This is a genomic window from Rhizobium sp. CFBP 8752 (assembly GCF_014842035.1).
GTDB classification, from domain to species: Bacteria; Pseudomonadota; Alphaproteobacteria; order Rhizobiales; family Rhizobiaceae; genus Neorhizobium; species Neorhizobium soli.
On record NZ_JACYUZ010000003.1, the window covers coordinates 290,025 to 314,403 of the forward strand.

At 60.3% G+C, this 24,379-nt stretch carries 27 protein-coding genes; 15 read left to right on the plus strand and 12 right to left on the minus strand.

Features of this window, described 5'->3' with window-relative positions:
* Positions 1–11: 11 nt before the first annotated feature.
* A complete protein-coding gene (gene xseA / locus IFT59_RS17380) occupies positions 12–1,625 on the minus strand; it encodes an exodeoxyribonuclease VII large subunit (protein WP_192087640.1) in 1,614 nt (537 codons plus the stop codon).
* Between the two features lie 71 nt (positions 1,626–1,696).
* Positions 1,697–3,502 (minus strand): hypothetical protein, encoded by a 1,806-nt coding sequence (locus tag IFT59_RS17385; protein WP_192087641.1) that lies wholly within the window; start codon positions 3,500–3,502, stop codon positions 1,697–1,699.
* Between the two features lie 152 nt (positions 3,503–3,654).
* Between IFT59_RS17385 and IFT59_RS17390 the strand changes: the two genes are divergently transcribed.
* Genes IFT59_RS17390 through IFT59_RS17405 form a run of 4 tightly spaced genes read left to right on the plus strand, consistent with a single transcriptional unit; the run spans position 3,655 to position 6,106 of the window.
* Positions 3,655–4,656, plus strand: coding sequence for a glycosyltransferase (locus tag IFT59_RS17390; protein ID WP_192087642.1), 1,002 nt, complete (start codon positions 3,655–3,657; stop codon positions 4,654–4,656).
* Complete coding sequence (locus IFT59_RS17395; protein WP_192087643.1) at positions 4,653–5,351, plus strand: class I SAM-dependent methyltransferase; 699 nt, start codon at positions 4,653–4,655, stop codon at positions 5,349–5,351. The genes IFT59_RS17390 and IFT59_RS17395 overlap by 4 nt, the downstream gene beginning before the upstream one ends.
* 12 nt (positions 5,352–5,363) lie before the next feature.
* On the plus strand, positions 5,364–5,726 hold the full coding sequence (locus IFT59_RS17400; protein WP_192087644.1) for an EamA family transporter: 363 nt from the start codon (positions 5,364–5,366) through the stop codon (positions 5,724–5,726).
* Between the two features lie 8 nt (positions 5,727–5,734).
* On the plus strand, positions 5,735–6,106 hold the full coding sequence (locus tag IFT59_RS17405) for a hypothetical protein (protein ID WP_192087645.1): 372 nt from the start codon (positions 5,735–5,737) through the stop codon (positions 6,104–6,106).
* Here IFT59_RS17405 and IFT59_RS17410 read toward each other — a convergent pair.
* Entirely contained in the window at positions 6,103–7,089 is a 987-nt protein-coding gene (locus IFT59_RS17410; protein WP_192087646.1) for a Gfo/Idh/MocA family protein, read from the minus strand. The genes IFT59_RS17405 and IFT59_RS17410 overlap by 4 nt on opposite strands.
* A gap of 191 nt (positions 7,090–7,280) precedes the next feature.
* Here IFT59_RS17410 and IFT59_RS17415 point away from each other — a divergent pair, with 191 nt between their 5' ends.
* Genes IFT59_RS17415 through IFT59_RS17430 form a run of 4 tightly spaced genes read left to right on the plus strand, consistent with a single transcriptional unit; the run spans position 7,281 to position 9,980 of the window.
* On the plus strand, positions 7,281–8,231 hold the full coding sequence (locus tag IFT59_RS17415) for an aldo/keto reductase (RefSeq protein WP_192087647.1): 951 nt from the start codon (positions 7,281–7,283) through the stop codon (positions 8,229–8,231).
* 60 nt (positions 8,232–8,291) lie between these two features.
* Entirely contained in the window at positions 8,292–9,287 is a 996-nt protein-coding gene (locus IFT59_RS17420; protein WP_192087648.1) for an aldo/keto reductase, read from the plus strand.
* A 54-nt stretch (positions 9,288–9,341) separates the two neighbouring features.
* Positions 9,342–9,566 (plus strand): DUF3072 domain-containing protein, encoded by a 225-nt coding sequence (locus IFT59_RS17425; RefSeq protein ID WP_062578736.1) that lies wholly within the window; start codon positions 9,342–9,344, stop codon positions 9,564–9,566.
* 54 nt (positions 9,567–9,620) lie between these two features.
* Entirely contained in the window at positions 9,621–9,980 is a 360-nt protein-coding gene (locus IFT59_RS17430; protein WP_062454088.1) for a nuclear transport factor 2 family protein, read from the plus strand.
* A gap of 9 nt (positions 9,981–9,989) precedes the next feature.
* On the opposite strand, the gene IFT59_RS17435 is transcribed toward IFT59_RS17430, so the two are convergent.
* Positions 9,990–10,607 carry a hypothetical protein gene (locus IFT59_RS17435; protein WP_192087649.1) on the minus strand — a complete coding sequence of 206 codons (618 nt, stop codon included), beginning with the start codon at positions 10,605–10,607 and terminating at the stop codon, positions 9,990–9,992.
* Here IFT59_RS17435 and IFT59_RS17440 point away from each other — a divergent pair.
* Positions 10,600–10,830: a hypothetical protein gene (locus IFT59_RS17440; RefSeq protein WP_197978149.1), complete on the plus strand. Its 231-nt coding sequence runs from the start codon at positions 10,600–10,602 to the stop codon at positions 10,828–10,830. The genes IFT59_RS17435 and IFT59_RS17440 overlap by 8 nt on opposite strands.
* Here IFT59_RS17440 and pheT read toward each other — a convergent pair.
* From pheT to infC, 6 genes are all read right to left on the minus strand, one after another.
* Complete coding sequence (gene pheT, locus IFT59_RS17445) at positions 10,827–13,262, minus strand: phenylalanine--tRNA ligase subunit beta (RefSeq protein WP_192087650.1); 2,436 nt, start codon at positions 13,260–13,262, stop codon at positions 10,827–10,829. The two genes, IFT59_RS17440 and pheT, sit on opposite strands and share 4 nt — an antisense overlap.
* Positions 13,259–13,828 carry a hypothetical protein gene (locus IFT59_RS17450; protein ID WP_184654214.1) on the minus strand — a complete coding sequence of 190 codons (570 nt, stop codon included), beginning with the start codon at positions 13,826–13,828 and terminating at the stop codon, positions 13,259–13,261. Before IFT59_RS17450 ends, pheT begins: the two co-directional genes overlap by 4 nt.
* A complete protein-coding gene (pheS, locus tag IFT59_RS17455; RefSeq protein ID WP_192087651.1) occupies positions 13,825–14,907 on the minus strand; it encodes a phenylalanine--tRNA ligase subunit alpha in 1,083 nt (360 codons plus the stop codon). Before pheS ends, IFT59_RS17450 begins: the two co-directional genes overlap by 4 nt.
* Positions 14,908–15,059: 152 nt before the next feature.
* Complete coding sequence (gene rplT, locus IFT59_RS17460) at positions 15,060–15,464, minus strand: 50S ribosomal protein L20 (RefSeq protein ID WP_062454093.1); 405 nt, start codon at positions 15,462–15,464, stop codon at positions 15,060–15,062.
* A 42-nt stretch (positions 15,465–15,506) separates the two neighbouring features.
* The gene (rpmI, locus tag IFT59_RS17465; protein ID WP_046793986.1) at positions 15,507–15,710 is read right to left on the minus strand and encodes a 50S ribosomal protein L35; all 204 of its coding nucleotides are present in this window, start codon (positions 15,708–15,710) and stop codon (positions 15,507–15,509) included.
* Positions 15,711–15,907: 197 nt separating this feature from the next.
* Positions 15,908–16,444, minus strand: a complete 537-nt coding sequence (gene infC / locus IFT59_RS17470) for a translation initiation factor IF-3 (protein WP_062454094.1) — start codon at positions 16,442–16,444, stop codon at positions 15,908–15,910.
* A 219-nt stretch (positions 16,445–16,663) separates the two neighbouring features.
* Here infC and IFT59_RS17475 point away from each other — a divergent pair, with 219 nt between their 5' ends.
* Both IFT59_RS17475 and IFT59_RS17480 read left to right on the plus strand, forming a co-directional pair.
* On the plus strand, positions 16,664–17,464 hold the full coding sequence (locus IFT59_RS17475) for an alpha/beta hydrolase (protein WP_192087652.1): 801 nt from the start codon (positions 16,664–16,666) through the stop codon (positions 17,462–17,464).
* 135 nt (positions 17,465–17,599) lie between these two features.
* Complete coding sequence (locus tag IFT59_RS17480) at positions 17,600–18,214, plus strand: transglutaminase-like cysteine peptidase (protein ID WP_062454096.1); 615 nt, start codon at positions 17,600–17,602, stop codon at positions 18,212–18,214.
* A gap of 125 nt (positions 18,215–18,339) precedes the next feature.
* On the opposite strand, the gene mbfA is transcribed toward IFT59_RS17480, so the two are convergent.
* A complete protein-coding gene (gene mbfA / locus IFT59_RS17485) occupies positions 18,340–19,323 on the minus strand; it encodes an iron exporter MbfA (protein ID WP_174195456.1) in 984 nt (327 codons plus the stop codon).
* Between the two features lie 254 nt (positions 19,324–19,577).
* Between mbfA and IFT59_RS17490 the strand changes: the two genes are divergently transcribed.
* Together IFT59_RS17490 and IFT59_RS17495 are read left to right on the plus strand one after the other, a co-directional pair.
* Positions 19,578–20,684, plus strand: a complete 1,107-nt coding sequence (locus tag IFT59_RS17490; protein WP_113167007.1) for a TRAP transporter substrate-binding protein — start codon at positions 19,578–19,580, stop codon at positions 20,682–20,684.
* Positions 20,685–20,845: 161 nt separating this feature from the next.
* Positions 20,846–21,946 (plus strand): TRAP transporter substrate-binding protein, encoded by a 1,101-nt coding sequence (locus IFT59_RS17495; protein WP_113109343.1) that lies wholly within the window; start codon positions 20,846–20,848, stop codon positions 21,944–21,946.
* A gap of 93 nt (positions 21,947–22,039) precedes the next feature.
* Here the strand turns inward: IFT59_RS17495 and IFT59_RS17500 are convergent, their stop codons facing one another.
* Positions 22,040–22,207 carry a hypothetical protein gene (locus tag IFT59_RS17500; RefSeq protein ID WP_165699867.1) on the minus strand — a complete coding sequence of 56 codons (168 nt, stop codon included), beginning with the start codon at positions 22,205–22,207 and terminating at the stop codon, positions 22,040–22,042.
* Positions 22,208–22,350: 143 nt separating this feature from the next.
* Here IFT59_RS17500 and IFT59_RS17505 point away from each other — a divergent pair, with 143 nt between their 5' ends.
* Positions 22,351–22,968, plus strand: a complete 618-nt coding sequence (locus IFT59_RS17505) for a TetR/AcrR family transcriptional regulator (protein WP_192087653.1) — start codon at positions 22,351–22,353, stop codon at positions 22,966–22,968.
* A gap of 47 nt (positions 22,969–23,015) precedes the next feature.
* A complete protein-coding gene (locus IFT59_RS17510; RefSeq protein WP_192087654.1) occupies positions 23,016–24,257 on the plus strand; it encodes an MFS transporter in 1,242 nt (413 codons plus the stop codon).
* Positions 24,258–24,379 lie beyond the last annotated feature (122 nt).

Sequence of the window (24,379 nt, forward strand, 5' to 3'; positions counted from 1 at the left end):
GTCGCCTGTGGCTAGAACAGCGTGCCCTGCTTGAAGGGCTGGTCGCCTGCTTCCGGCTTCGGCAGCTTCTTTTTCGGCTGAGGTGGCCGTGCGGAGGACGACGGATCTTCGGTTGGTGCCTCGCCGCCCGTGACGGCTGCGATACGGCCGTCGGCGAATTCCACGGAAATCGCCCGGCCCTCGCCGATGCCGGCAGCCCTTGTCAGCGGGTGATTATCCTCATCGCGGATCACCGCAAAACCGCGTTGCAGCACGTTCTTGTAGGATAGCGACTGCAGGACGCGATCCTGCGCCGAGATGGCCGAGCGGCTGCGCGCAAGCGTGTGCGACATCGCGGTATCGGCATGGCGCCCGAACGAGACGAGATGCTGACGCTCGCGCTGGATCTGGCCGAGCAGCCGAGCGGGCAGCGCCTTCAGCGACGCCTCGAAACGCGACAAACGCCCGCGTTCGCTCAACGCCCGCCGCTCCAGGCACCGGTCGGCCCGTAGCAGCCGGTCGCTCAAAGCCTGGCGCTGTTGCTGGAGCCTGCCCGTCAGGAGATCGAGGCGCAGACCGGACGAGACACGCTCGAACGCGCGGCGCTTGACCACCGTCGTGCGCTCCAGCCCCCGACCAAGGCCAGCCGCGGCTTCATCGAACCGTCGGCGCGGAAGCGCCAGCAGCTGGTCCAGCGACGGAAGCGCGCGGACGAGCGCCCGCAGCGACTGTTTGCGGTGGTCCATCTGGCGCGCTGCGCAGCCCCGCAGCCGGGCGGCCAGGCTGGCGAGCTGGGCATCGAGATCCGCCTTCACCGGAACAGCCATTTCGGCGGCCCCGGTCGGCGTCGGTGCGCGAACGTCGGCGGCGTGATCGAGGAGCGTCCAGTCGGTTTCGTGGCCCACGGCCGAGATCAGCGGTATCAGGCTTTCGGCTGCAGCGCGTACGACGATCTCGTCGTTGAAGCTCCAGAGATCTTCCAGACTACCGCCGCCGCGGCCGACGATCAGCACATCTGGCCTTCGGATGGCGTCACCAGGCCCGAGCGCGTTAAACCCGCGGATGGCAGCGGCGACTTCCTCGCCCGATCCCTCGCCCTGAACCTTGACCGGCCAGAGCACGACATGGACGGGAAAGCGATCGGAAATGCGATGCAGTATATCGCGGATGACGGCGCCGGTTGGCGAGGTCACCACGCCGATGACGCGGGGCAGGTAAGGCAGCGCCTGCTTGCGGTCCTGATCGAACAGGCCTTCGGCACCGAGCTTGCGGCGTCGCTCCTCAAGCAGCGCCATGAGCGCGCCGGCGCCTGCCGGCTCGAGGTTTTCGATGACGATCTGATATTTCGACGAGCCCGGGAATGTGGTGATCTTGCCGGTGGCGATCACTTCCATGCCTTCTTCCGGCCGGAACCGCAGGCGCGAAAAGGTACCCTTCCAGATGACTGCATCGATGCGGGATCGGTCGTCCTTCAGTGAGAAATAGGCATGACCGGAAGAATGCGGGCCGCGATAACCGGAAATCTCTCCCCTCACCCGCACATGATCGAACGCATTCTCCATGGTGCGCTTGATCGAGCCGGAAAGCTCGGACACGGAAAATTCGGTGAGGTTCGTCGGCGATTCTTGGGCGGGAGTGCTCGTCATGCCCTTTGTTCTAACCGAAGGCTGCGCCGATTTCATCCGTCTTTCCGGATCATCCGACGCTTAATCTCGCGCTAGTCCCTCACGACCCGATAGATGATGAACCCATCGAGCGGACCGGTGGCAACCGGCTGCAGGTATGGCGGGACGTCACCCCGGGCGAGTGCGGCATAGAGGCCGTCAGGTTTCATCGCGATCAGACGCTCGGTCTGCGGATCGCTCTTGCAGAAGGTGAGAGCAGTCACTCCGGCACCATCGATGAAGGCCTTTGCTTCAGCCGGCTGCGCGAGGCCGATATGCAGTTCGGTCAGCATGCCGCCCTGATTGCGATGATAGGGCGCAGAGAGCGCGCGATGCCCGGTGAAGCGGATGATCTCCGCGCCGCTGTTGGAGGGAGAGGCGACGACGCCGACCGGCAGCGCATTGAGCGCCGCCCAGGCCTGCGGGCCGCCGCATTCCCCCTCTTCGCCGACGTTATCGGTGGAGAGGATATTGAGGCCGACGGAGCCGACGCCATCTTTGACGAGAATGCCGGCCACGCCCCAGACGACCGGGACGGAAGCGAGGACCGTGACGATATAGGCTGCAGCAAGGCCTGGATTGTTGCGGTCTGCATTGGCACGGACGCGGATATCGGCGATCAGCAGGGACAGCGGCAGGATGCTGAGAAGGTTGGAGAAGATCGTTCCGCGGACCTGAATGGCGGCGACGGCGAAGGAAACCAGGAGCAGAACGAGAAGCACGACGTGGGTTTCGACTTTGCTGCGGCACGCGATGCGGGCAAGGCAGACGAGGATGGCGAAAAGGCCCACGGCATAGAAGCCGCCGACAAGTTCGGGCGTGTCGCGCATCTCCGCCACGATCGAGCGTGCTTCGGTTACGCCGTTCAGCCAGAGCTCGACAAGCAGCGGATCAAGGTTTGCCAGCGGATTGCCGAGACATTCCGGCGCAATTGCGCGGGCTGCAGCAAGCAGGGCGATGCCCGCCGCCCCCAGCAAGCCGAAGCGCAGCAGCCGTTTATCGGGCAAGGGCAGGCTTGCCAGAATGAACAGGCCTGCGCCACCGATCGCCGTCAGCGAGTAGAAGCCAAAAGAAAGATTGTCGCAGGTGACGACCGCATAGCGATAGGGCGGCACGGTGGCGAAAAAGGCCAACGAAACGCCAAGCGTGAGGCACAGGCCGAACGCCTTCGCAGCGCCGGCGAACGACCTGCCGTGCCAGGCCCATTGCAGCACGACGCAGATGCAGGCGGCAGCGACGAAAGGGACAGTTTCGGCACCGACGGCGATCGCCAGCGCCGCTGCAATGCCGGCGACGGCATAGCTGGACCGGCGATGTTGCGGATCGACCAGCATAGCTGTGACCCACATGGCAAGCGCCAGCTGGACGTTATGGTGATCGAGCGCGCCCGGCTGAAACTTGATGTTGGTGAAAACGAAGATCGCGCCGATGCCGAGCGCCAGATGCAGGGTGACCACCCCGCCGATGCGCCGGCCGGCAAGGCCGAGCGGCACGAAAAGCAGCAATGACACGAGGAGCGGCCAGACTGTTGCCGCGACGCCTTCGGCCAGCGGCAATGCCATGAACAGCGAGAAGAACTTGATCAATGCCGCGATCGGCAGATCGACCAGTCGCGACCAGTGCATGAGCGTGCCGTTGGCGAGACCGAGCCGGTACTGCATCATGTCGAACCAGCCCTGCCCGCCGAGGAGATCGCGGACTTCAACCAGCCGCATGATGTCGTCGTTGTCGGCACCGATCAGATCGGTCGCGGTGGGCAGCTTGATGACCAGGGCCATGATCGAGACTGCGAGCCAATAGATCATCACCACGGGCGCAAGCCTCGACGATATCGCACCGCGCCCGCTAACGACCTGCATGTCTTCCCCGCCTCCGACCATGATTTCCGGGACTTTCGCATTTTCGCCCCGAAATATTCCAGCCCGAAACCTAGCCTTAACCTTCCCAAGAAATAGTAAAGCGGTGAAGCGGCGCGTGCCGTCTGCGGTCTTCTTTGTATCGAGTGAAAACCATGACCGATGCCCTGACGGGTGATCTGAAGATCGCCGTTCTTCTGCCCTGCTACAACGAAGCATCGACGATCGAAGCGGTGGTGAACGGCTTTCGCCAGGCCCTGCCCGATGCGCGCATCTACGTCTACGACAACAATTCGACCGACGGCACTGCGCTGAAAGCCATGCTGGCCGGTGCCGAGGTGATGCGGGAACGACGCCAGGGCAAAGGCCATGTGGTGCGCCGCATGTTTGCCGATATCGACGCCGACATCTATCTGATGGCGGATGGTGACGGCACCTATTCCCCGAAAGACGCGGAAGAGCTGATCCGCACCCTGTTGACCGAGCGCGCCGATATGGTTGTCGGCACCCGTCGGGGCGTTCATGCGGATGCGGGGCGCCAGGGCCACGCGACCGGAAACCGGCTGTTCAACATTCTCTACCGGACGATCTTCGGACGCGACTTTACCGATATCTTTTCCGGCTACCGCGCCTTCTCGCGTCGCTTCGTCAAGAGCTTTCCGGCCGTATCCGGCGGGTTCGAGATCGAGACGGAAATGTCGGTGCATGCGTCGCGTCTGAAATTGCCGATCTGCGAGATCGAGCTCGATTACGGACGCCGTCCGGAAGGATCGCATTCCAAGCTTTCGACCTTCAGGGATGGCGCCAAGATCCTCTGGATGTTTGCGATGCTGATGAAGGAAACCCGGCCCTTCGCCTTCTTCGGCACGATCAGCGCTGCCTTCATGGCGGCAAGCCTCGCCTTCATGGCGCCGGTGCTGGTCGAGTATTTCGAGACGGGCCTGGTCGAGCGGATGCCGACCTGGGTCTTCTCGCTGGTGCTGATGCTGATCTCGTTTCTGGTGTTCACGGCCGGGCTCATCCTCGATTCCCTATCGCGGGCACGGTCCGAGCAGTTGCGCATCCACTATATGAGCATGCCGGCTGACTTGATCGCCACGGCGCCTGCCGTGGCCCCGGTCCAACAACCGAAGCGTCGCCGGAGCCGTGCTGCATGAACAGGGAAACTACCAACCGCATCCGCTTCGTCATCGAGGATCTGCTGCCGCCAATCCTGCGCGACTCGACGCTTTTTCTCTGGCTCGCCAAGCGCGTCTGGGGCGAGCATATGTCCCATCTTGCCCGGTTCCGGGAACGCGCGCCGTTCCTGACCGCCGAGGAATATGCCGAGCTTTACCGCAACCATCCGCGCGTGCATGTGGGAACCGACAATTCCGCCGCCTGCATCCGACGGATCAACGCCATGGTCGAGGGCACAAGCGTTTGCGATGTGGGTTGCGGCACGGGATCGCTGCTCACCCATATGCGCGCCGCCCATCCGGATCTGCGCCGCCTGGTCGGCGTCGATTTCGTCGTCGACGATGCGGCCGACATCAAGGGTGTCGAGTATGTTGCCGCGAAGATCGAGAGCCTGCCTTTCGCCGACGGCGAGTTCGACACGGTCGTGTGCACGCACGTGATCGAGCACGTCCTCGACTACAAGCAGGCGATTGCCGAACTGCGACGCATCGCGAAAAAGCGGTTGATCATCGTCGTCCCGCGCGAGCGGGAATACCGCTACACGTTCAACCCGCATTTCAACTTCTTCCCCTATACCTACGCCTTCTTGCGCGCCGTCCATCCGGTGCCGACGGTCTATGTGTGCGAGGATATCGCCCGCGACATCTTCTACAGCGAAGACCGGTTAGGCTGAGGAATTCTTCTCATGTTCGCGTCGCTTACCCCCGTCACCTGGATCGGCCTTCTCGGCACGCCGCTGCTGATCGCCATGGGCCAGGTTCTGTTCAAGATGACCAGCAATACGGCCGGGGATTTTTCGTTGCGCGGACTTACGGCGCTTGCCGCCAACCCGATCCTGATCGCGGCGTTGGCGCTTTACGGCTTCGGAACGATCGTCTGGATCTACGTCCTCAAATCCGTGCCTCTGACGATCGCCTATTCCTTCATGGGGCTGACCTTCTGTTTCGTGCCGCTGCTGGCGCATATCGTCTTCGGCGAACCGCTTACCCTGCGTTACGGGCTGGGAGCCGGACTGATCTTTGCCGGCCTCCTGGCGATCAACGGCTGAGGCCGGGCATGCGCACCGGGATCCGCCTCACCCTCCTGCTGCTTGTGCTGATCCTTGCCGATGGAGCGCTGCTGCTGGCCTTGACAAGGGTAGTCGACATGGGAGCGCTTGCGGCACGCCTTCTCTCGCTCGGGCTCGGGATTGCCGGGACGATCTTTTTGAACCGGCTCCTTCCGGCGCCGGTTGCGCTTGCCAAGCGGCCTGGCCTTCGACCTTTGTTGGCCGTCGTCGTTCTGCTCAGCTACGGGATCTTCGCCGTGTTGACGATCCGAGCGCAACAGGTCCAACCGCTGGCGCATTTTGGCGCGTCCTGGCTGGGAGCGGTGGCGTTCCTCATCGCCGGACTTTGGCGCATTCGCCGGTGGCGGGAAGAAGACTAGACCGTCTCCCAGCCGTCGGTTTCACCGGCGCGGTAGATCGCGTCGATGAAGCGCTGGTTGAGAAGCGAGTTCTCGAGCGTCACGATGTCTGCCGCCTCGCCCATGGCTGCCTTCGCGAAAGCTTCTGCCTGGCGGCGATACTGGCGGCTGTCGGGGAAGCGGAAGATCTGCGAGACGTTGTGCTTCTGGTTGGTGAGTTCGATTTCTTCCGCACCCCAGCGATCGGCATTGAAGGGAGACTTGACCTCGATCGTGCCCTCTGTGCCGTGGAACACCATGAGCTGGCGCCCCGCCATCTGGGTCGAGATGTAGAAGCTCATTTCGAATGTCTCGAAGGCTGCCTTGACGCTTGCATAGATATCGGTGCCGAAGTCGGAATCGCGCGCTACCGTGGCCTGCACACGCAACGGTTCGAGACCGGTCGCAAAGCGGGTCGCGATCGTCGGGTAGACGCCGATATCCGGCAGCGCGCCGCCGCCGAGTTCCGGGATGTTGCGCATGTTGTCAGGATCGCGGTTGAAATAGCTGAAGGCGCCCTGGACATGCTTGAGGTCGCCGATCGCGCCCTCCTTCAGAAGGTCGCGCACCTTGTGCCAGACGGGCGCGTAGGTGACCATGAAGGCTTCTGAAATCAGGACGCCATTGTCATCCCTTGCAGCGATCAGTCGCTCGATCTCGCTCGCCTTCAGCGCGATCGGCTTTTCGCAGAGAACATGCTTGCCGGCTTCGGCCGCCTTGATCGACCATTCCACATGCTGGCTGGTCGGCAGCGGGATATAGACGGCATCGATCATGTCGGAGGCCAGCATCTCGTCATAGGAGCCGAACGCATGTGGCACGCCGAACCGGTCCGCAAATGCGCGCGCCTTGGCAATGTCACGGCTGGCAACGGCGCTGACCACGCAGTTTTCGGCGTCCAAGAGTGCGGGAACGACAGCGTCCCGTCCGATTTTCGCCGTCGACAGGATTCCAAAACGCAACATAGCAGTGCCTCCACACATTCACAGACAGTCATTGGGAGGCTAACCTAGGGCCGCTTGGTCGGGCGGGCAACTGTCGTTGTCGGCAGTGCTGAAACCTTGTGCCCGCTTGTCGGTTTGACAGTCGATCCAATCAGCCTAGTTTCATCCTTCAGCACTCATCGCTTCCCCACGTCATCTATCTGGAGACCATCATGGACATGCGCTTGCTCGGCCGTACCGGACTTTCCATCTCGCCCGTCGTTTTCGGCGGCAACGTGTTCGGCTGGACCGCGGACGAAAAGACTTCTTTCGAGATGCTCGACGCGTTCTTCGAGGCCGGCTTCAACACGATCGACACGGCCGATGTCTATTCCGCATGGGCGCCGGGCCATCAGGGTGGGGAGAGCGAGACCGTGATCGGCAACTGGCTGAAGCGCGGCACGGTGGCCCGCGACAAGGCTGTCATCGTCACGAAGTTCGGTTACCCCACCATGGGCGACGACAAGAAGCTGAAGGCAAAGTGGGTGGTGGAAGCCGTCGACAAATCCCTGCAGCGGTTGCAGACCGACTATATCGACCTCTACCTTTCGCATTTTCCCGATGACGACACGCCGCACGAGGAGACGCTTGGCGCGCTTGCGAAGCTGAAGGATGCCGGCAAGGTGCGTTCCATCGGCTGCTCGAACTTCAGTGCCGAACAGTTGCAGGCCTCGCTCAATGCTGCCGAGAAAAACGGCCTACCCCGCTACGATGTGCTGCAGCCGGAATACAATCTCTACACCCGCAACAAGTTCGAGGGCCCGCTTGCGGACCTTTGCATCGCCGAAGACATCGGCGTCATCAGCTACTACGCGCTGGCAGCTGGCTTCCTGACGGGCAAGTATCGCAAACCCGAAGATGCAGAAGGCAAGACGCGTGGCAACCGCATGCCCGACTACATCAACGACCGCGGCCTGAAGATCCTCGCAGCACTCGACCAGGTGGCCGCGGAAACCGGCGAAAGCCTGGCTGCAATTTCGATTGCCTGGGTTGCCGCACGGCCGGGCATTACTGCGCCGATCGCCAGCGCCACCAGCCTGAAGCAGCTTGAGGCGATCATTGCGGCCGGCAAACTCAATCTCACCGACGCGCAGATGGCGCTGCTCAACGAGGCCGGCGCCTGATCTATCCCTCCGGCGGGCCTCCCGCCGGACCCGCCTCAAAGCCCAACCTGGAGAATTCCCGTGCAGAAACGCAAGCTTGGAACTGAACTGACGGTCTCGGCGATTGGCCTTGGCTGCATGGGCATGAGCCATGCCTATGGCGGGCAGGATGAGGCGACGTCGATCAGGACATTGCACCGCGCCGTCGAGATCGGGGTCAACTTCTTCGACACTGCCGAAGTCTATGGCCCCTACGTGAATGAGGAGCTTGTCGGCAAGGCGTTGAAACCGTTCCGCGACAAAGTGGTGATCGCCACCAAGTTCGGATTCAGGATCGATCCCGCCAAGAAGGACTCGAGCGCAATGTCCGGTCTCGACAGCCGGCCGGAGAAGGTACGCGCGGTTGCCGAAGCGTCGCTGAAACGCCTCGGCATCGACGTCATCGATCTCTTCTACCAGCACCGCGTTGATCCTGATGTGCCGATCGAGGAGACGGTCGGAGCGATGGCGGAGCTGCTGAAGGCAGGCAAAGTGCGCGCGCTCGGGCTTTCGGAGGCAAGCCCTGACATCATCCGGCGCGCCCATGCGGTGCACCCGATTGCGGCGCTGCAGAGCGAATACTCTCTGTGGAGCCGTGATCCCGAGGGCGACGTGCTCGATACCTGCCGCCAACTGGGGATCGGCTTCGTGCCATTCAGCCCGCTCGGCCGCGGGTTTCTGACCGGCAAGATCCAGAACACGTCGGAATTTGGCGAAGGTGATCTGCGCCGCACCATGCCGCGCTTCGAGGCTGAGAATATAGAGGCGAACCTGGCGCTGGTCCGGCTTGTCGAACAGATGGCGTCGGAAAAGGGCATCACGGCGGCGCAGCTTGCTCTTGCCTGGGTACTCGCCAAAGGCGACTTCATCGTGCCCATTCCCGGCGCGCGCAAAATCCCCAATCTGGAGCAGAATGCCGGAGCGGCCGACGTCGTGCTGACCGCCGACGACGTGAAGCGCCTCGACGACATGCTGTCTCCCGACAAGATCGCCGGTGCGCGTTACGGCGGACAGGCGGCATGGACACCGCGCCGCTGATGGAACTTCGTTTCACCGAGAACGTTTAAGGAACATCCAAACGGTGAGGAAACTATGAGCGACATACATAACCCGAAGACTGACCCGGATCCCGCATCGAACACCGAGAAGGACCCGGATGACTGGGTCACCGGTGACGAGCCGATGACCGGCGCGCAGGGCTCCTATCTCAAGACCCTCAGCGAGCAGGCGAAGGATCCCGACGCTTTCGCCGAAGATCTGTCCAAGGCCGAAGCCTCCAAGCGCATCGATGCGCTGCGCGAGAAGATGAAAATGTGAGTGTCCTAGCCTTCCCCGGGTTCTGCTATCGTAGAGCCTGGGGAGGGCCTCGTCATGTCTGAAGAGCAGGCAGTGCAGTCGGTCGTGCATCTTTACGTGGACGGGATGACGTTTGCGCACGAAGGCGCGCTCCGCAAAGCGTTTCATCCAAAAGCTTCGATCATCGGTAACTACGACAATGCGGTCGAATGGCTATCGGTGGCCGAATTTGTCGCAGCGGTCGCCTCAGAAGGGCCAGCGCCGGCGGGTACGCAGCCTCTGATCGAGATCATTGCTCTGGATATCGCCGGCGATGCGGCGAGCGTCAAACTCATCGACGAATTTGCCGGCCTCCGGTTCACCGACTACCTCTCTCTTTTGAAGGTGAATGGTCGCTGGGTCATTGTTAGCAAGCTTTACCACCTGCATTCCTGACACCGCTGGCTATCGCCTCACATTCGGAAAGCCCTGGTACCATTCCGAATGGTCGCCGCCATGGTTGGCCATTCCGGCCTTTGTCAGGAGGCCGCGGGGCCGGGCATAGCTCGTGATCCGCCGAACCGGCCGCTCATGCCACTGGATATTGAAGGCCCAGAGTTTCGGGAAAAAGCAGAGCGAGGCATAGGGAAGGTGATCGTGGATCCACCAGGCCAGCTTTCGCCAGTCGCCCTCCTCGCTGACATTGTCAATTAGCCATGGGACGACGACGCAGGCCGTTGCCCCCATGCAGCCATCGGCATCGCGAAGATCCCAGATATGGTCGGCAGATGACGCTGCATTTGTGGCGCAGTTCAATCCCCGGGCATTGCCGAAGGCGTTGACTTCAGCTGCGCGGTAACCTGAGCGGACATGCAGCCGGCCGAATGTCGCCTGCAGCGGTTCCAGCAGCTCCTGACAGAGACACCGTCCTGCCTCGATCGCGAGATCAGGATGATCAGGGACATTGGCCATGCCATAGACTGCGGCAATCTCGGAAAACAGGAAATCGCGGAAGAAGAAGTTTTCCGACAGCCTGACCCTGCCAAGCTCCTCCAGCCCCTTCATGGAATTTGGCTTGCGCACCGGCCCTTCCTTCACGATTCTTGTGAAGTTACCACGCCCGTTTGAAACCCACAAAACCAATACCAAAAGCGAAAAGGCCGCCTTTATCCAGGCGGCCTTTGCAGGATTTTCGGCTCTCCTCGATCTGCATGAGGAGAGCTACATCTATGTTCAGGACGTCCGCGCCGCATCCTATGGATATGGCGGCAGGACACAGGAATGGCGTTACCAGCGCGCCAGTTAGGCGCGCAGCACGCCGCCGGTCACCTTGACGACGTTGGCGACGATCTTGGCGGTGAGTGCCTCGAAATCCTCGTCCGTCAGTGTCTTGTCGACCGGCTGGATCAGGATCTCGATCGCGACCGACTTCTTGCCCTCGCCGACCGACGCGCCTTCGAAGACGTCGAACACGTTGACGCCCGAGATCAGCTTGCGGTCGGCACTGGTTGCGGCCTTGACGATCGCGCCGGCTTCGACAGTCGATTCGACCACGAAGGCGAAGTCGCGCTTGACGGCCTGGAAGGGCGAGAGTTCCAGCGGAGGCTTGGTGCGGGTCGCCTTCTTCTTCGGCTCGGCCATGGCGTCGAGATAGACCTCGAAGCCGCACAGCGCGCCTGACACATCGAGCGCGGACAGCGTCTTCGGATGGAATTCGCCGAACGTGCCGAGCACGATCTTAGGACCCATCTTGATCGTGCCGCAGCGGCCCGGATGATACCAGGCGGGACCACCCTGTTCGACCTGCACGTTCGACATGGGCAAGCCGCAGGCTTCGATCACGGCCAGCGCATCGGCCTTGGCGTCATAGACATCCACCGGCTTGCCGCCGCCCTTGGCACCGTTCGACCAGAGGCGCCCCGCGCCATTGATCGAGGCCGTGCCGCGGCGGATACCGCCGGCAACGCGACGCTGGCCTTCCGGCGTGTCGTTCTCGTAGGTGCCGGAGACTTCGAAGATCGCCACATCGCCCAAACCCTTGTCAGCATTGCGCTGGGCAGCGGTCAACAGACCCGGCAGCAGCGAGGGACGCATATCCGACATATCCGCGGCGATCGGGTTGGCGAGCTTCAGCGACGGCGCGCCGCCACCGAACAGCTTTGCCTGCGCCTCCGGAATGAACGACCAGGTGACCGCTTCCAGCATGCCGCTGGCAGCGAGTGCACGCTTTGCCGTGCGAGTGCGAATCTGCAACGTGGTCAGGATCTTGCCGTTGACGCTGCCGATGCTTTCGAGCGGCTCCGGCTTGATGTGATCGACGCCGTGGATGCGCATGACCTCTTCGACGAGATCGGCCTTGCCATCGACATCCGGACGCCAGGACGGGACCTTGACCGACACTCGTTCGCCTGAACCTTCGACCATGAAGCCGAGGCGATCGAGGATCTGGCGGCTTTCGTCGGACGAGATCTCAAGGCCGGTCAGGCGCTTGACTTCAGCGAAGGGGAAATCGACGACCTTCGGCTCATATGCCGTGTAGCCGACGACCTTTGCTTCGGCTGCCGTGCCGCCACAGAGTTCCAGCACCAGTTGCGTGGTGCGGTCGAGGCCGGGCAGCATATAGGCTGGATCAACGCCGCGTTCGAACCGGTAGCGGGCATCGGTGATGATGCCGAGCGCGCGGCCGGATTTCGCGATGTTGATCGGGTCCCACAATGCCGATTCGATCAGAACATCGACGGTGTTCTCGTCGCAGCCGGAATGCTCGCCGCCCATGATGCCGCCGATCGATTCCACGCCGTTGTCATCGGCGATGACGACGTTGCTGGGCGTAAGCTTGTACTCGCGGGTATCGAGCGCCACGATCGTTTCGCCTTCGCTGGCGCGGCGAACGACCAGATCGCCCTTCACCTTGGCTGCATCGAAGACGTGCATCGGCCGGCCCTGGTCGAAGGTCATGTAGTTGGTGATGTCGACGAGCGCGTTGATCGGACGCAGGCCGATCGCCTTCAGGCGCGTCTGCATCCAGGCCGGGCTTGCGCCGTTTTTCACGCCGCGCACGAGGCGCAGGCCGAAACCGGGGCACAGGTTTTCGTCATCGAGATCGATCGACAGGCCGACCGGTGTCTTGCCTTCGAGATTGAGCTGAGGCTGAACCCGCGGCTTCAGCGTACCGAGGCCGGATGCGGCAAGATCACGGGCGATGCCGTAGATCGAAGTGCAATCTGGACGGTTCGGCGTCAGGTTGATCTCGATCATCGGATCGTCGAGGCCGGCATAGGCGGCGAACGAGGTGCCGACCGGCGCATCTTCGGGAAGATCGATGATCCCGTTATGGTCTTCCGACATGTTCAGCTCCTTTTCGGAGCACATCATGCCGTGGCTTTCGACGCCGCGGATCTTGCCGATGGCAAGCGTTACATCGATACCCGGAACGTAATCGCCCGGACGCGCAAGCGCACCGACCAGACCGGCGCGGGCATTCGGCGCGCCGCAGACGATCTGCACCGGCTTGCCGCCGTTGACATCCGGACCGGCATCAACGGACAGAACCTTCAGGCGGTCCGCCTCCGGATGTTTTTCCGCCGACAGGACCTTTGCGATGACGAAGGGCTTGTAAGCTGCCTTGTCATCGACATCCTCGACTTCCAACCCGATCGCCGTCAGGCGCTCGCAGATCTGCTCGAGATTGGCATCGGTTTCAAGGTGATCCTTGAGCCAGGAAAGCGTGAATTTCATGGTGTAATCTCCAAGACAAGGCTCAACGCCGTCTGAATAATGAACGCGATACCAAGAATCATTAGTAGGAAGGCCCCTACGTTAACTACAGATCCAAATTGCCGATTAGTAACAAAGTTCACTGGTTTTCCGATTGCATCACTGCAAACGACCGCCTCGACCAATGCCGCCTTCCGCTGAATATAAACCACGTCAATGATAACTAGCTCATGAGGCGCCACAAAAGGTATCTCGGTAACAAACTTCCCCTCTGGATTAGTCGTCTGCTCGTATCCCCGCGACGGAAAAATCGAGAAGTCATCCGGCTTGAATGACATTACGAATTGAACTGCTTCCGCTGGTTTTCTGCCAGTGTTCTGGATGAAGTACTTTTCGCAATATATCTCAGTGCGAGCGTCATTCGCCTGTACAAAATGGATACTGTTATTTGACCTTCCCCAAATAAGCTTAACCTTTGACCTGAAAACCCAGAAAACAACTGCGCCGATTATTGTGAAAAGAAGGGACAAAATCTGGCTGTGCAGTGGAGATAAAAGCGCCCAAATCTGGCCAGATAGATCAATCAAGAACTCAGCCCCCCAAACAATGTCGGCATGTCGAGCGGGCGGAAACCGTAGTGGTTCATCCAGCGGACATCGGCATTGAAGAAATCGCGCAGGTCCGGCATGCCGTATTTCAGCATGGCGATACGATCGAGGCCCATGCCCCAGGCGAAGCCCTGATACTCATCCGGATCGAGCCCGCCGGCGCGAAGCACATTGGGATGCACCATGCCGCAGCCGAGGATTTCCATCCAGTCGGTGCCTTCGCCGAACTTCACGATCGGGCCTGAACGGTCGCACTGGATATCGACTTCGAACGACGGCTCCGTGAAAGGGAAGAAGGACGGGCGGAACCGCATCGTCACCGACGGCACTTCGAAGAAGGTCTTGCAGAACTCTTCCAGCACATACCGTAGGTTGCCGACATGCGCCTTCTTGTCGACGACGAGGCCTTCGACCTGGTGGAACATCGGCGAATGGGTCGCGTCGGAATCCTGGCGATAGGTCTTGCCGGGAATGATGATGCGGATCGGCGGGTCCTGCGCTTCCATCGTGCGAACCTGGACCGGCGAGGTGTGGGTGCGCAGCACCTTGCGCTCACCCTTTTCATCCGGCTGGAAGAAGAACGTGTCGTGCATTTCGCGGGCGGGGTGGCCTTCCGGGAAATTCAGCGCGGTGAAGTTATAGTAATCGGTCTCGACATCAGAGCCCTCGGCGATCGAGAAGCCCATGTCTGCGAAGATAGCGGTGATCTCGTCGGTGATCTGGCTGATCGGGTGGATACGGCCGCGCTCGGCCGGAGAGGAGCGCACCGGCAGCGACACATCGAGCGTTTCGGCCTTCAGACGCGCGTCGATCGCTGCGTCCTTCAGCATCGTCTTGCGGTTCAAAATCGCCTCGGTGACCTCGGTCTTCAGCGCGTTGATCGCCGCGCCGCGGGTCTGGCGTTCTTCCGCAGACATGGCGCCGAGCGTCTTCAGGAGCTCGGAGACGGAGCCTTTCTTGCCAAGCGCGTTGACGCGGACGGCTTCGATCGACGCCTCATCGCTGGCACCTTCGATTTCAGCGAGAAGCGAGGTTTTCAGATTTTCCAGATCGGACATGATGTGTTCCGTTGATGCTCGGACAATGAAGCGGATTCGAATGCGAATGCTGGCAGACAAAACATGAAGGCCGACAAAAGAAAAACCCGCGCCAGCTCACTGCCAGCGCGGGTTCCCCAAAATCTATCAGCTACAAGCTTGGGAAGCGCTGGTTACTTGACCGCGCTTTCAAACTCGTTCTTCGTGCCGGCGTCCTTGAGGTAGGCCAGAGCCGTCTTGGAAGCTTCGACGAGAGCGCCGAATGCTGCAGGTTCATGGATTGCCAGGTCAGACAGGACCTTGCGGTCGACTTCGATGCCAGCCTTGTTGAGGCCGTCGATGAAGCGGCCGTAGGTCAGGCCGGATTCGCGCACAGCGGCGTTGATACGCTGGATCCAGAGAGCGCGGAAGTTGCGCTTCTTGACGCGACGGTCGCGCGTTGCGAACTGACGCGAACGATCGACTGCTGCCTTTGCGGCGCGGATGGTATTTTTGCGGCGGCCGTAGAAGCCCTTGGCTGCCTTGAGTGTCTTGGTGTGCTTGGCGCGGGAAGTTACGCCACGTTTTACGCGTGCCATGTCATGATCTCCTTAAAACTGTTCCAAATCGTCGAATGAGTCTTAGAGACCGTTCGGCAGGTAGTTCTTGATAACCTTCTTGCCGTCAGGCTCAGCGAGGATCATCGTGCCGCGTGCATCGCGGATGAACTTGTTGGAACGCTTGATCATGCCGTGGCGCTTGCCAGCAGCGGCGGCAACGACCTTACCGGTCGCGGTTACCTTGAATCGCTTCTTGGCAGCCGATTTCGTCTTCATCTTGGGCATTTTGCTACTCCATAATTGTATCGGAACCGCAGACGATGCGAATTCCAAGCATTTTGAACTGCCACGGCATGCCCTGCCGGACCGTTCGGACGCGCGCTTATAACCGCAGAGGATTAAAAGCGCAATGGGATAAGAAGAATGGCGTGACAACGCCGATACCCTTACCTTCTAAAGGCACGGGGCGATTGGCGTGGCGCTTACTTCGGCGCCAGCACCATCATCATCTGGCGGCCTTCGAGCTTGGGCTCGGCTTCCACCTTGGCGATTTCGACAGTGTCTTCCTTGACCTGCAGCAGAAGCTTCATGCCGAGTTCCTGGTGGGCCATTTCGCGGCCACGGAACTTCAGCGTCACCTTTACCTTGTCGCCTTCTTCAAAGAACCGGTTCATCGCCTTCATCTTCACCTCATAGTCATGGGTGTCGATGTTCGGGCGCATCTTGATTTCTTTGATTTCGACGATCTTCTGCTTCTTGCGCGCTTCGGACGCCTTCTTCTGGTTCGCGTATTTCAGCTTACCAAGATCGAGGATCTTGCATACCGGCGGATCGTTGTTCGGCGAGATCTCGACGAGATCGAGTCCGGCGTCCTCGGCCATCTTGAGGGCCTGGTCGGTCGGTATCGCACCGAGATTCAAGCCTTCGGCATCGATAAGCTGGACCTTGGGAACGCGGATTTCCCGGTTTGAGCGCGGGCCTTCCTTGACGGGGGCATCGGCTTTGAATGGTCTGCGAATGGTCGTGTTCTCCTAGATAATTTCAGCACGCAGCAACGACAATTCCTCGCTTGGCTGCAGCCGAAAGCGGAATGTCGTCATCACTGGATAGATGTCAATACCATATACGCGGGGAAAAATCACCTGCTGCAATCGTCTGACAATGTGATTTATAGATGCCCACCTTTCAGGATGCCTCTGTTTGACGCAATCGGAGGCTGCGACGTCAAGGAGACCCACATGTCAGCGACCGCCCCATCAGACCTTATCCGCATTCCGGTTGGCACCGCAGAGACAATGCGCGAGATCGCAATTCTCGTCAGGCCGGCATCCGCTTCCAACGACAACGCGGCTTTCGTCTGGCTCGGCGGCTACCGATCGGACATGACGGGCACCAAAGCCGTCGAACTCGACGCGCTGGCCGAGACGCTCGGCACCGAGTGCATCCGCTTCGACTATTCCGGCCACGGCGTCTCCGGCGGCGCGTTTCGCGACGGCACGATTTCCCGCTGGCTGGAGGAGGCTCTTGCCGTGCTCGACCACACGAAACCCAAGAGCGTAGTGCTGGTCGGCTCGTCGATGGGCGGCTGGATCGCGCTTCGTGTGGCTCAAGAGCTTAAGAAGCGTGGCGGGTCGCCCAAAGTCGAGGGTATGGTGCTGATTGCCCCCGCCCCCGATTTTACGGGGGAGCTGATCGAGCCACACCTGACGGATGAGCAGCGGCAGTCGCTTGCAGTCAACGGCTATGTCGAGGAACCCTCCGAATATAGCAGCGAACCTGATATCTACACCCGCGACCTGCTTGAGGATGGAGCACGCAACCGAGTACTGACCGGCATTATCGAAACCGGTTGCCCCGTGCATATCCTTCAGGGAATGAACGACCGCGACGTGCCTTATGAACACGCGCTGAAACTCATGGAATTCCTGCCTGCCGACGACGTGACGCTGACGCTTGTACGTGACGGTGATCACCGTCTTTCCAGACCTCAGGATATCGAAAAAATGAGGGGTGCAATCATGGGCCTAATAAGTAAATGAGTAAATTTTGGGCTGATGCGAGAATGCAGCATTGTTAACCATAAAGCAGTTTTAATGAAGATTAACAAAACCTGAACGATTGACTTGACCCCCATTCGGCCCTTAACTTTTCGTTAGGACTTTAAGGGACGGGTCATGATGAAAGCCTTGCTGGTACGGCGCTTTGCGGTGATCCTTTTGTGCGCGCTGGTGCCTGCCGGCGCCGCAATGCCGGCTCCGCGGTCGATTGCATCGATGGTGACCGGTGACGTGACGTCGCAACCGATCGGCCATTTCGAGTTCTGCCAGCGCCTCCCCGCGGAATGTTCTCTGAAGAGCCGGTCGGCGCCCGCTCCCAAACTCAACGAAGACAGCTGGCAAACGGTTCGCCGGATCAACCTGGAAGTCAACGAGCGCTATATCGCCAAGACCGACATGGATGCTTACGGTCGGGAAGAGTTCTGGACCTATCCGACCATCTTCGCCGACTGCGAGGATTTCGCGTTGCAGAAGCGCAAGGAACTGGCCGAAGCAGGCTTCAGTTATTCCGACCTTCTGATGACGGTCGTGCGCAAGCCGGATGGAGAAGGTCACGCCGTTCTGACGCTTCGCACTGCGGATGGAGATTTCATTCTCGACAATCTTGATAACGATGTCCTGCCTTGGACAGCCACGCATTACACGTTCCTGAAGCGCCAGGCTTCGTTCAACGCAGGGCGTTGGGTCACCATCGAAAATGGCCGCGATCTTCTCGTCGGCGCTCTCCGGTAGAGCCATCCGTTCAGACGACGGTCCGCATCATCTAGCAGAAATGACAAGACCCGCCCTGCTTTGCAGCGGCGGGTCTTCTTTTTTGCTTTCGATGCGCCGGCTGCGGCGAACCGATAACCAGCGCGCTATCCGTTGCCGATCAGGATACCTGCGGCCAGGACCAGCGAGCCGCCGAACACGACCTGGAAGACAGCCTTGAAGAACGGTGTCTCCATGTAACGGTTCTGGATGAAGGCAATCGCCCAGAGTTCGAAGAAGACGATGATCGCCGCAACGATGGTGGCCGTCCAGAAATGCGGAATGAGATAGGGTAGTGTATGGCCGAGGCCGCCGATCGCGGTCATGATGCCTGAGGCAAATCCGCGCTTGATGGGGGAGCCGCGACCGGAAATCTTGCCATCGTCGTGTGCCGCTTCGGTAAAGCCCATCGAAATACCCGCACCGACCGATGCGGACAGACCTATCAGGAAGGTCGACCAGGTATCGCCCGTGGCGAATGCTGCCGCAAAGATCGGCGCCAGTGTCGAAACCGAACCGTCCATAAGGCCGGCAAGCCCTGGCTGGACATAGGTCAGGATAAACTGACGCCGGGCAGACAGGTCTTCTTCCGAACGCGTTTCCTCGGTTACGTGCTTTTCGCTGAGCATCCGGGCGATGTCTTCATGCCCGTCCTCCGCCAAGGCCAGATCGCCCAGGAGCTGCCGCGTCGAGGCATCCGATACCCTTTTGGCGGCCTCGCGATAGAACCGTGCCGCCTGGCGCTCCATCGCTTCCGTCTGTTCGCGGATCTTGTCGAGCGGCAGATTGCGCATGAGCCAGTCTGGCTTGCGGGCGTAAAATCCCTGCACATGCTCTCTGCGGATCAGCGGAATGTTCTCGCCGAAGCGGGAGCGAAACATCTGGATCAGCATGTTCTTGTGCGTCTGCTCGACCTCGGCCATGTCCTCGAACACCTTTGCGGAGCTCGGATATGCCTCTTTCAGGTTCTTCGCGTAGGAGAGATAGATGCGCGCATCCTCCTCTTCCGACGAGATGGCAAGAGCGAGGATTTCCTCTTCGCTCAGCGACAAAAACGCCCGGCGGGACCCGGGCACCAAACGAGTGAACATCGAAGCTCCTTATTAGAATAATTCTAACCTAACTTTTTTGTGTGAAAGTTCAAGTCACTCCAAACCGTGCCCTTCGATCCGTTTGAGAAAAAAATTCGCGCGCAATATTCGCAAACCAATGCTGCAGCGCAGCGCAACTTCCTGCACTTTTTACTTGCCGGTGACGAAATGATCGGATTAAGAGCAGACGCCGGTGAGGACCGGTGAAATGAAGTTACCGGCCGTCAAGGGCCAGTCAGAAAGGCATGACCCGTATGAACCGCAGACATTTCTTTCGGCAGGCAGGGACCGCCGGAATCGGCGCAGTTGCAGCCGGGGCTTTGGCCGCTCCCGCGATCGCGCAGGAAAGCCCCAAGCTCACCTGGAGGATGACATCCTCCTTTACCAAGAACACCGACATCCTCTGGGCCGCATCCACCGATATCGCGCAAAGCGTCAAGGAAGCGACGGACGGCAACTTCACCATCCACACATTCGCGGCCGGCGAAATTGTGCCCGGCCTTCAGGCGGCAGACGCTGTTTCCAACGGAACCGTCGAAATGGCGCATACCTGCTCCTACTATTATATCGGCAAGGATCCGACATTCGCGCTCGGCACGTCGGTGCCCTTCGGTCTCAATGCCCGCCAGACGAACTCCTGGTTCTCGATCGGCGGGGGCAACGACCTGCTCAACGAATTCCTCGGCACCTACAATCTCTATGCGCTGCCGGCCGGCAATACGGGTGCCCAGATGGGTGGCTGGTTCCGCAAGGAGATCAACACGATCGATGACCTGAAGGGTCTGAAGATGCGCATCGCAGGTCTTGCCGGCCAGGTGATGACGAAGCTTGGCGTCACGCCGCAGCAGATCGCCGGCGGCGACGTTTATGCGGCCCTGGAAAAGGGCACGATCGATGCGACCGAATTCGTCGGTCCGTATGACGATCAGAAGCTCGGCTTCGTGAAGGTCGCGAAATACTACTACTATCCCGCATGGTGGGAAGGTGGCCCGGCCGTCCACGCCTTCTTCAACCGCGACAAGTTCAACAATCTGCCGAAGAGCTACCAGCGCATTCTGAAAGATGCCTGCGCCAACGCCAACATGAACATGCTGGCTCGCTACGATGCCAGCAACGCCAAGGCGCTGCGCCAGCTTGTGTCGGAAGGTGCCGTGCTGAAGGCCTTCAACCAGCAGATCCTAGATGCCAGCTTCGCTGCGGCGCAGGAAACCTATGCGGAACTCACGGCCAAGAACGCTGCCTTCAAGAAGATCTACGACAGCCAGCAGGCCTTCAAGAAGGATGCCTATCTCTGGGCGCAGATCGCCGATTACACCTACGACACGTTCATGATGATCCAGCAGCGCAACGGCAAGCTTTGATCATCAAGCGCACCTGCTCAATCGAGAACCCCGGCCCAGCCCGGGGTTTTCCTTTTGCGGCAAGGCAAACACTGTCGATTCCTCTTGTCGGAGCCGGGAAAAGAGCTTTAAGACCAAGACGGCTTGAACGAGATTTTTCAGACATCTCAGGAGGATATTTCATGGATCGCAGACGTTTCCTGCACAATGCTACCACTGCCGGCATCGGCGCCGCGGCTGCCGCGTTGGCCACGCCGGCAATCGCCCAGGAGCGTCCGAAGATCACCTGGCGGCTGACCTCGTCCTTTCCAAAGAGCCTGAACATCATCTTCGATGCGGCGACCCAGATTGCCAACAGCGTCAAGAATTCAACGGACGGCAATTTCACCATCCAGACCTATGGCGCCGGTGAACTGGTGCCGGCTCTGCAGGCCGCCGATGCGGTTGCCAACGGCACGGTCGAGATGGCGCATACATGCTCCTATTATTACATCGGCCAGGATCCAGCCTTTGCGCTCGGTACCGCCATTCCGTTCGGCCTCAATGCCCGCATGACGAATGCCTGGTTCCTGAACGGCGGCAACGACCTGATCAACGAGTTCCTGGCGCCCCGCGGCCTTTATGCGCTGCCGGCCGGCAATAGCGGCACGCAGATGGGCGGCTGGTTCCGCAAGGAGATTAACACGATCGACGACCTGAAGGGTCTGAAGATGCGCATTGCCGGCCTGGCCGGCCAGGTGATGCAGAAGGTCGGCGTGACGCCCCAGCAGATCGCCGGCGGCGATGTCTATGCGGCGCTCGAAAAGGGTACGATCGATGCGACCGAATTCGTCGGTCCGTATGACGATCAGAAGCTCGGCTTCGTCAAGGTCGCCAAATACTACTACTACCCGGCATGGTGGGAAGGCGGCCCGGCCATGCATGCCTTCTTCAACCTCGAAAAATTCAACAGCCTGCCGAAGAGCTACCAGCAGATCCTGACCGATGCCTGCGCGGCAGCCAACATGAGCATGCTTGCCAATTACGACGCCCATAACGCTGTCGCTTTGAAGAAATTGGTTGGCGAAGGCGCGATCCTGAAAGCGTTCAACCGCGACATTCTGGATGTGTGTTTCAAGGCCGCGATGGAAACCTATGCCGAGCTTTCCCAGAAGAGCCCGGCCTTCAAGAAGATCTACGATCACCAGCAGGCGTTCAAGAAGGATTCCTATCTCTGGGCGCAGGTTGCTGAATACAGCTACGACACGTTCATGATGATGCAGCAGCGGGCAGGCACGCTCTAAGCATCCGACCAAACGACGAAAGCCCCGCACGCGACGGGGCTTTCAAAACTTTTTAGAGCTTCGGCCTATCTCTTCAGATGGGCCTGTATGACCTTAGCTACCGGTGTTGGGGCGATTGCTGCCGACATTGGTATTTGTAGACGCGGTCTTCCCGTCGGCGGTCTGGCCGTAATAGGTACCACCGAGGTGGCCGCCGGAACTGGTGTTTTCCACCTGGCGTTCTGCGCGCTTTACGGTCTGTTCTACGTCACTCTTGCTCATAATGTCCTCCAGCTTTTGGGGTTGGTGACGGTGTTTCCAACTCAACTCTCAAAGATCTGTTCCCGAAAAACCGACATCTCGCTTGACGACAACATAATCCGATCCTATTTGGAAACGATCATTTCCTAATTAGGCAATCCGCTATGACGACCGAAACCCTCACTGATACAGCGCGAATGGCAGGCCGCCCGCGCGAGTTCGAAATCGAGGCGGCGCTGGACAAGGCGATCGTCGTGTTTTCCGAGCAGGGTTATCACGCGACGTCGATTGCGGACCTCAAGGACGCGATGGGGCTGACGGCCGGAAGCCTCTACAAGGCGTTCAAGGACAAGAAGGCGATCTTCCTCGCCTCCTTCGATCGCTACAAGCAGGTGCGCAACGCAGCCCTTGCGGAGGCGATTTCGGTGGGAGGCAACGGCCGCGACCGCATGCGCCTTGCGCTGCATCACTATGCCAACTCGGCGCATGGCGAACTTGGACGGCGCGGCTGCCTCGTGGTCGGCGCTGCCGTCGAACTTGCGCTCTTCGATCTCGAAACGGATCTGCGCGTGAAACTATCGCAAGCCCGGATTGAAGGTCTGTTCGAAAACCTGGTTCGGGAGGGCCAGGCGGACGGATCGATTTCGGATCGGAGCGATCCCGAAGTGACGGCGCAGTTCTTCTACGCCGTGATTCAGGGTCTGCGGATCGCGGGAAAGGCCGGACAGGGCCAGGAACGCGCCATCGCCACCGTGGAAACCGCGCTTAAAATTCTCGACTGACAGCACGTCTCTTTTCTCCCTCCCTTTTCTCCTCCCAAGAGCCCACCATGACATCCCCAGTTCCTTCCCCCGCTCGTCGGGTTTCGCCGGACGCCGAAACGGCGGCCACATCGCCAAGTGCAGCGCCCACCCTCTCCCCGATAATGGCCTTCACCATGGCCGCCGCGGCCGGGCTGATCGCCGCCAACCTTTATTACGCGCAGCCGCTTGCAGGCCCGATTGCCGCATCGATCGGCCTTTCCGAAAGCGCCACCGGCCTGATCGTGACGCTGACGCAGATCGGCTATGGGCTCGGCCTGCTGTTCATGGTGCCACTCGGCGATCTCGTCGAGAACCGCCGGCTGATCATCCTGATGATTGCCGCCACGAGCGTTGCCCTGATCGCGGCCAGGCTTTCGACGACACCGCTTCCGTTTCTCGCGGCATCGCTGGCGATCGGCATCACCTCCACTGCGGTGCAGATGATCGTGCCGTTTGCTGCAAACCTTGCACCGGAAGAGAGCCGGGGCCGGGTGGTCGGAAATGTCATGAGCGGGCTGATGATCGGCATCATGATGGCGCGACCCGTCGCGAGCTTCATTGCAGGATTCTCCTCCTGGCATACGGTGTTCTTCCTGTCGGCGGCTGTGATGGTTGCCGTCGGTCTGGTCCTGTCCTTCCGCCTGCCCAAGCGCATGCCGAAGACGACACTCCGCTATCCGGGCCTGATCGCGTCGATGGGACGGATCTACACGACGCAGCCGTTGCTGCGCCGGCGGTCCTTCTACCAGTTCGCCCAGTTCTTCGCGTTCAGCCTGTTCTGGACTGTGACGCCGCTTCTCCTGGCAGGGCCGGCCTTCCAGTTGGGCCAGGGCGCCATCGCAATCTTCGCGCTTGTCGGTGTCGCCGGTGCCGTTGCTTCTCCCATCGCCGGACGGTTGGCCGACCGCGGGCTCGGCAAACCGGCAACCGCCTTCGGCATCCTCGCCGTCGTTGCCGCCTTCCTGATGACGCATGTCGCGCCAGAAGGTTCGACCTTTGCGCTGGTGATGCTGGGCCTGGCCGCCATCGCGCTCGATTTCGGCGTGTCGATGACGCTGGTGATCGGCCAGCGGGCGATCTACGGCCTCGATGCCGAGCTGCGCAGCCGCCTGAATGGCCTGTTCATGGCAACCTTCTTTCTCGGCGGAGCACTCGGTTCGGCAACTGGTGCCTGGGCCTATGCCCAAGGCGGCTGGCTCGCCGCATCGGCGATCGGCCTCGCCCTGCCGGCCGCAGCCTTTGCCTATTTCCTGACGGAAAAACGATGACGGGACATGGCCCGCTTGTTCTGCGGGTCTGCCAATTGCGCCATGGCAAAGCAGCACTTGCGGCATTTACGATTAATTAAATCCCGACCCGCACTCTGAAAGCAGATCCTTCCCTTCCTCGG

What these genes read in the sequence shown, in the direction of transcription:
- pheS (WP_192087651.1), bottom strand. Translation starts at nt 14,907, where the DNA reads ATGTCCGATCTGGAAAATCTGAAAACCTCGCTTCTCGCTGAAATCGAA.
- mbfA (WP_174195456.1), bottom strand. Translation starts at nt 19,323, where the DNA reads ATGTTCACTCGTTTGGTGCCCGGGTCCCGCCGGGCGTTTTTGTCGCTG.
- IFT59_RS17505 (WP_192087653.1), top strand. Translation starts at nt 22,351, where the DNA reads ATGACGACCGAAACCCTCACTGATACAGCGCGAATGGCAGGCCGCCCG.
- IFT59_RS17395 (WP_192087643.1), top strand. Translation starts at nt 4,653, where the DNA reads ATGAACAGGGAAACTACCAACCGCATCCGCTTCGTCATCGAGGATCTG.
- IFT59_RS17490 (WP_113167007.1), top strand. Translation starts at nt 19,578, where the DNA reads ATGAACCGCAGACATTTCTTTCGGCAGGCAGGGACCGCCGGAATCGGC.
- IFT59_RS17385 (WP_192087641.1), bottom strand. Translation starts at nt 3,502, where the DNA reads ATGCAGGTCGTTAGCGGGCGCGGTGCGATATCGTCGAGGCTTGCGCCC.
- IFT59_RS17480 (WP_062454096.1), top strand. Translation starts at nt 17,600, where the DNA reads ATGATGAAAGCCTTGCTGGTACGGCGCTTTGCGGTGATCCTTTTGTGC.
- rplT (WP_062454093.1), bottom strand. Translation starts at nt 15,464, where the DNA reads ATGGCACGCGTAAAACGTGGCGTAACTTCCCGCGCCAAGCACACCAAG.
- IFT59_RS17390 (WP_192087642.1), top strand. Translation starts at nt 3,655, where the DNA reads ATGACCGATGCCCTGACGGGTGATCTGAAGATCGCCGTTCTTCTGCCC.
- IFT59_RS17475 (WP_192087652.1), top strand. Translation starts at nt 16,664, where the DNA reads ATGTCAGCGACCGCCCCATCAGACCTTATCCGCATTCCGGTTGGCACC.
- pheT (WP_192087650.1), bottom strand. Translation starts at nt 13,262, where the DNA reads ATGAAATTCACGCTTTCCTGGCTCAAGGATCACCTTGAAACCGATGCC.
- xseA (WP_192087640.1), bottom strand. Translation starts at nt 1,625, where the DNA reads ATGACGAGCACTCCCGCCCAAGAATCGCCGACGAACCTCACCGAATTT.
- IFT59_RS17415 (WP_192087647.1), top strand. Translation starts at nt 7,281, where the DNA reads ATGGACATGCGCTTGCTCGGCCGTACCGGACTTTCCATCTCGCCCGTC.
- IFT59_RS17510 (WP_192087654.1), top strand. Translation starts at nt 23,016, where the DNA reads ATGACATCCCCAGTTCCTTCCCCCGCTCGTCGGGTTTCGCCGGACGCC.
- IFT59_RS17405 (WP_192087645.1), top strand. Translation starts at nt 5,735, where the DNA reads ATGCGCACCGGGATCCGCCTCACCCTCCTGCTGCTTGTGCTGATCCTT.
- IFT59_RS17430 (WP_062454088.1), top strand. Translation starts at nt 9,621, where the DNA reads ATGTCTGAAGAGCAGGCAGTGCAGTCGGTCGTGCATCTTTACGTGGAC.
- rpmI (WP_046793986.1), bottom strand. Translation starts at nt 15,710, where the DNA reads ATGCCCAAGATGAAGACGAAATCGGCTGCCAAGAAGCGATTCAAGGTA.
- IFT59_RS17495 (WP_113109343.1), top strand. Translation starts at nt 20,846, where the DNA reads ATGGATCGCAGACGTTTCCTGCACAATGCTACCACTGCCGGCATCGGC.
- IFT59_RS17400 (WP_192087644.1), top strand. Translation starts at nt 5,364, where the DNA reads ATGTTCGCGTCGCTTACCCCCGTCACCTGGATCGGCCTTCTCGGCACG.
- IFT59_RS17410 (WP_192087646.1), bottom strand. Translation starts at nt 7,089, where the DNA reads ATGTTGCGTTTTGGAATCCTGTCGACGGCGAAAATCGGACGGGACGCT.
- IFT59_RS17425 (WP_062578736.1), top strand. Translation starts at nt 9,342, where the DNA reads ATGAGCGACATACATAACCCGAAGACTGACCCGGATCCCGCATCGAAC.
- IFT59_RS17500 (WP_165699867.1), bottom strand. Translation starts at nt 22,207, where the DNA reads ATGAGCAAGAGTGACGTAGAACAGACCGTAAAGCGCGCAGAACGCCAG.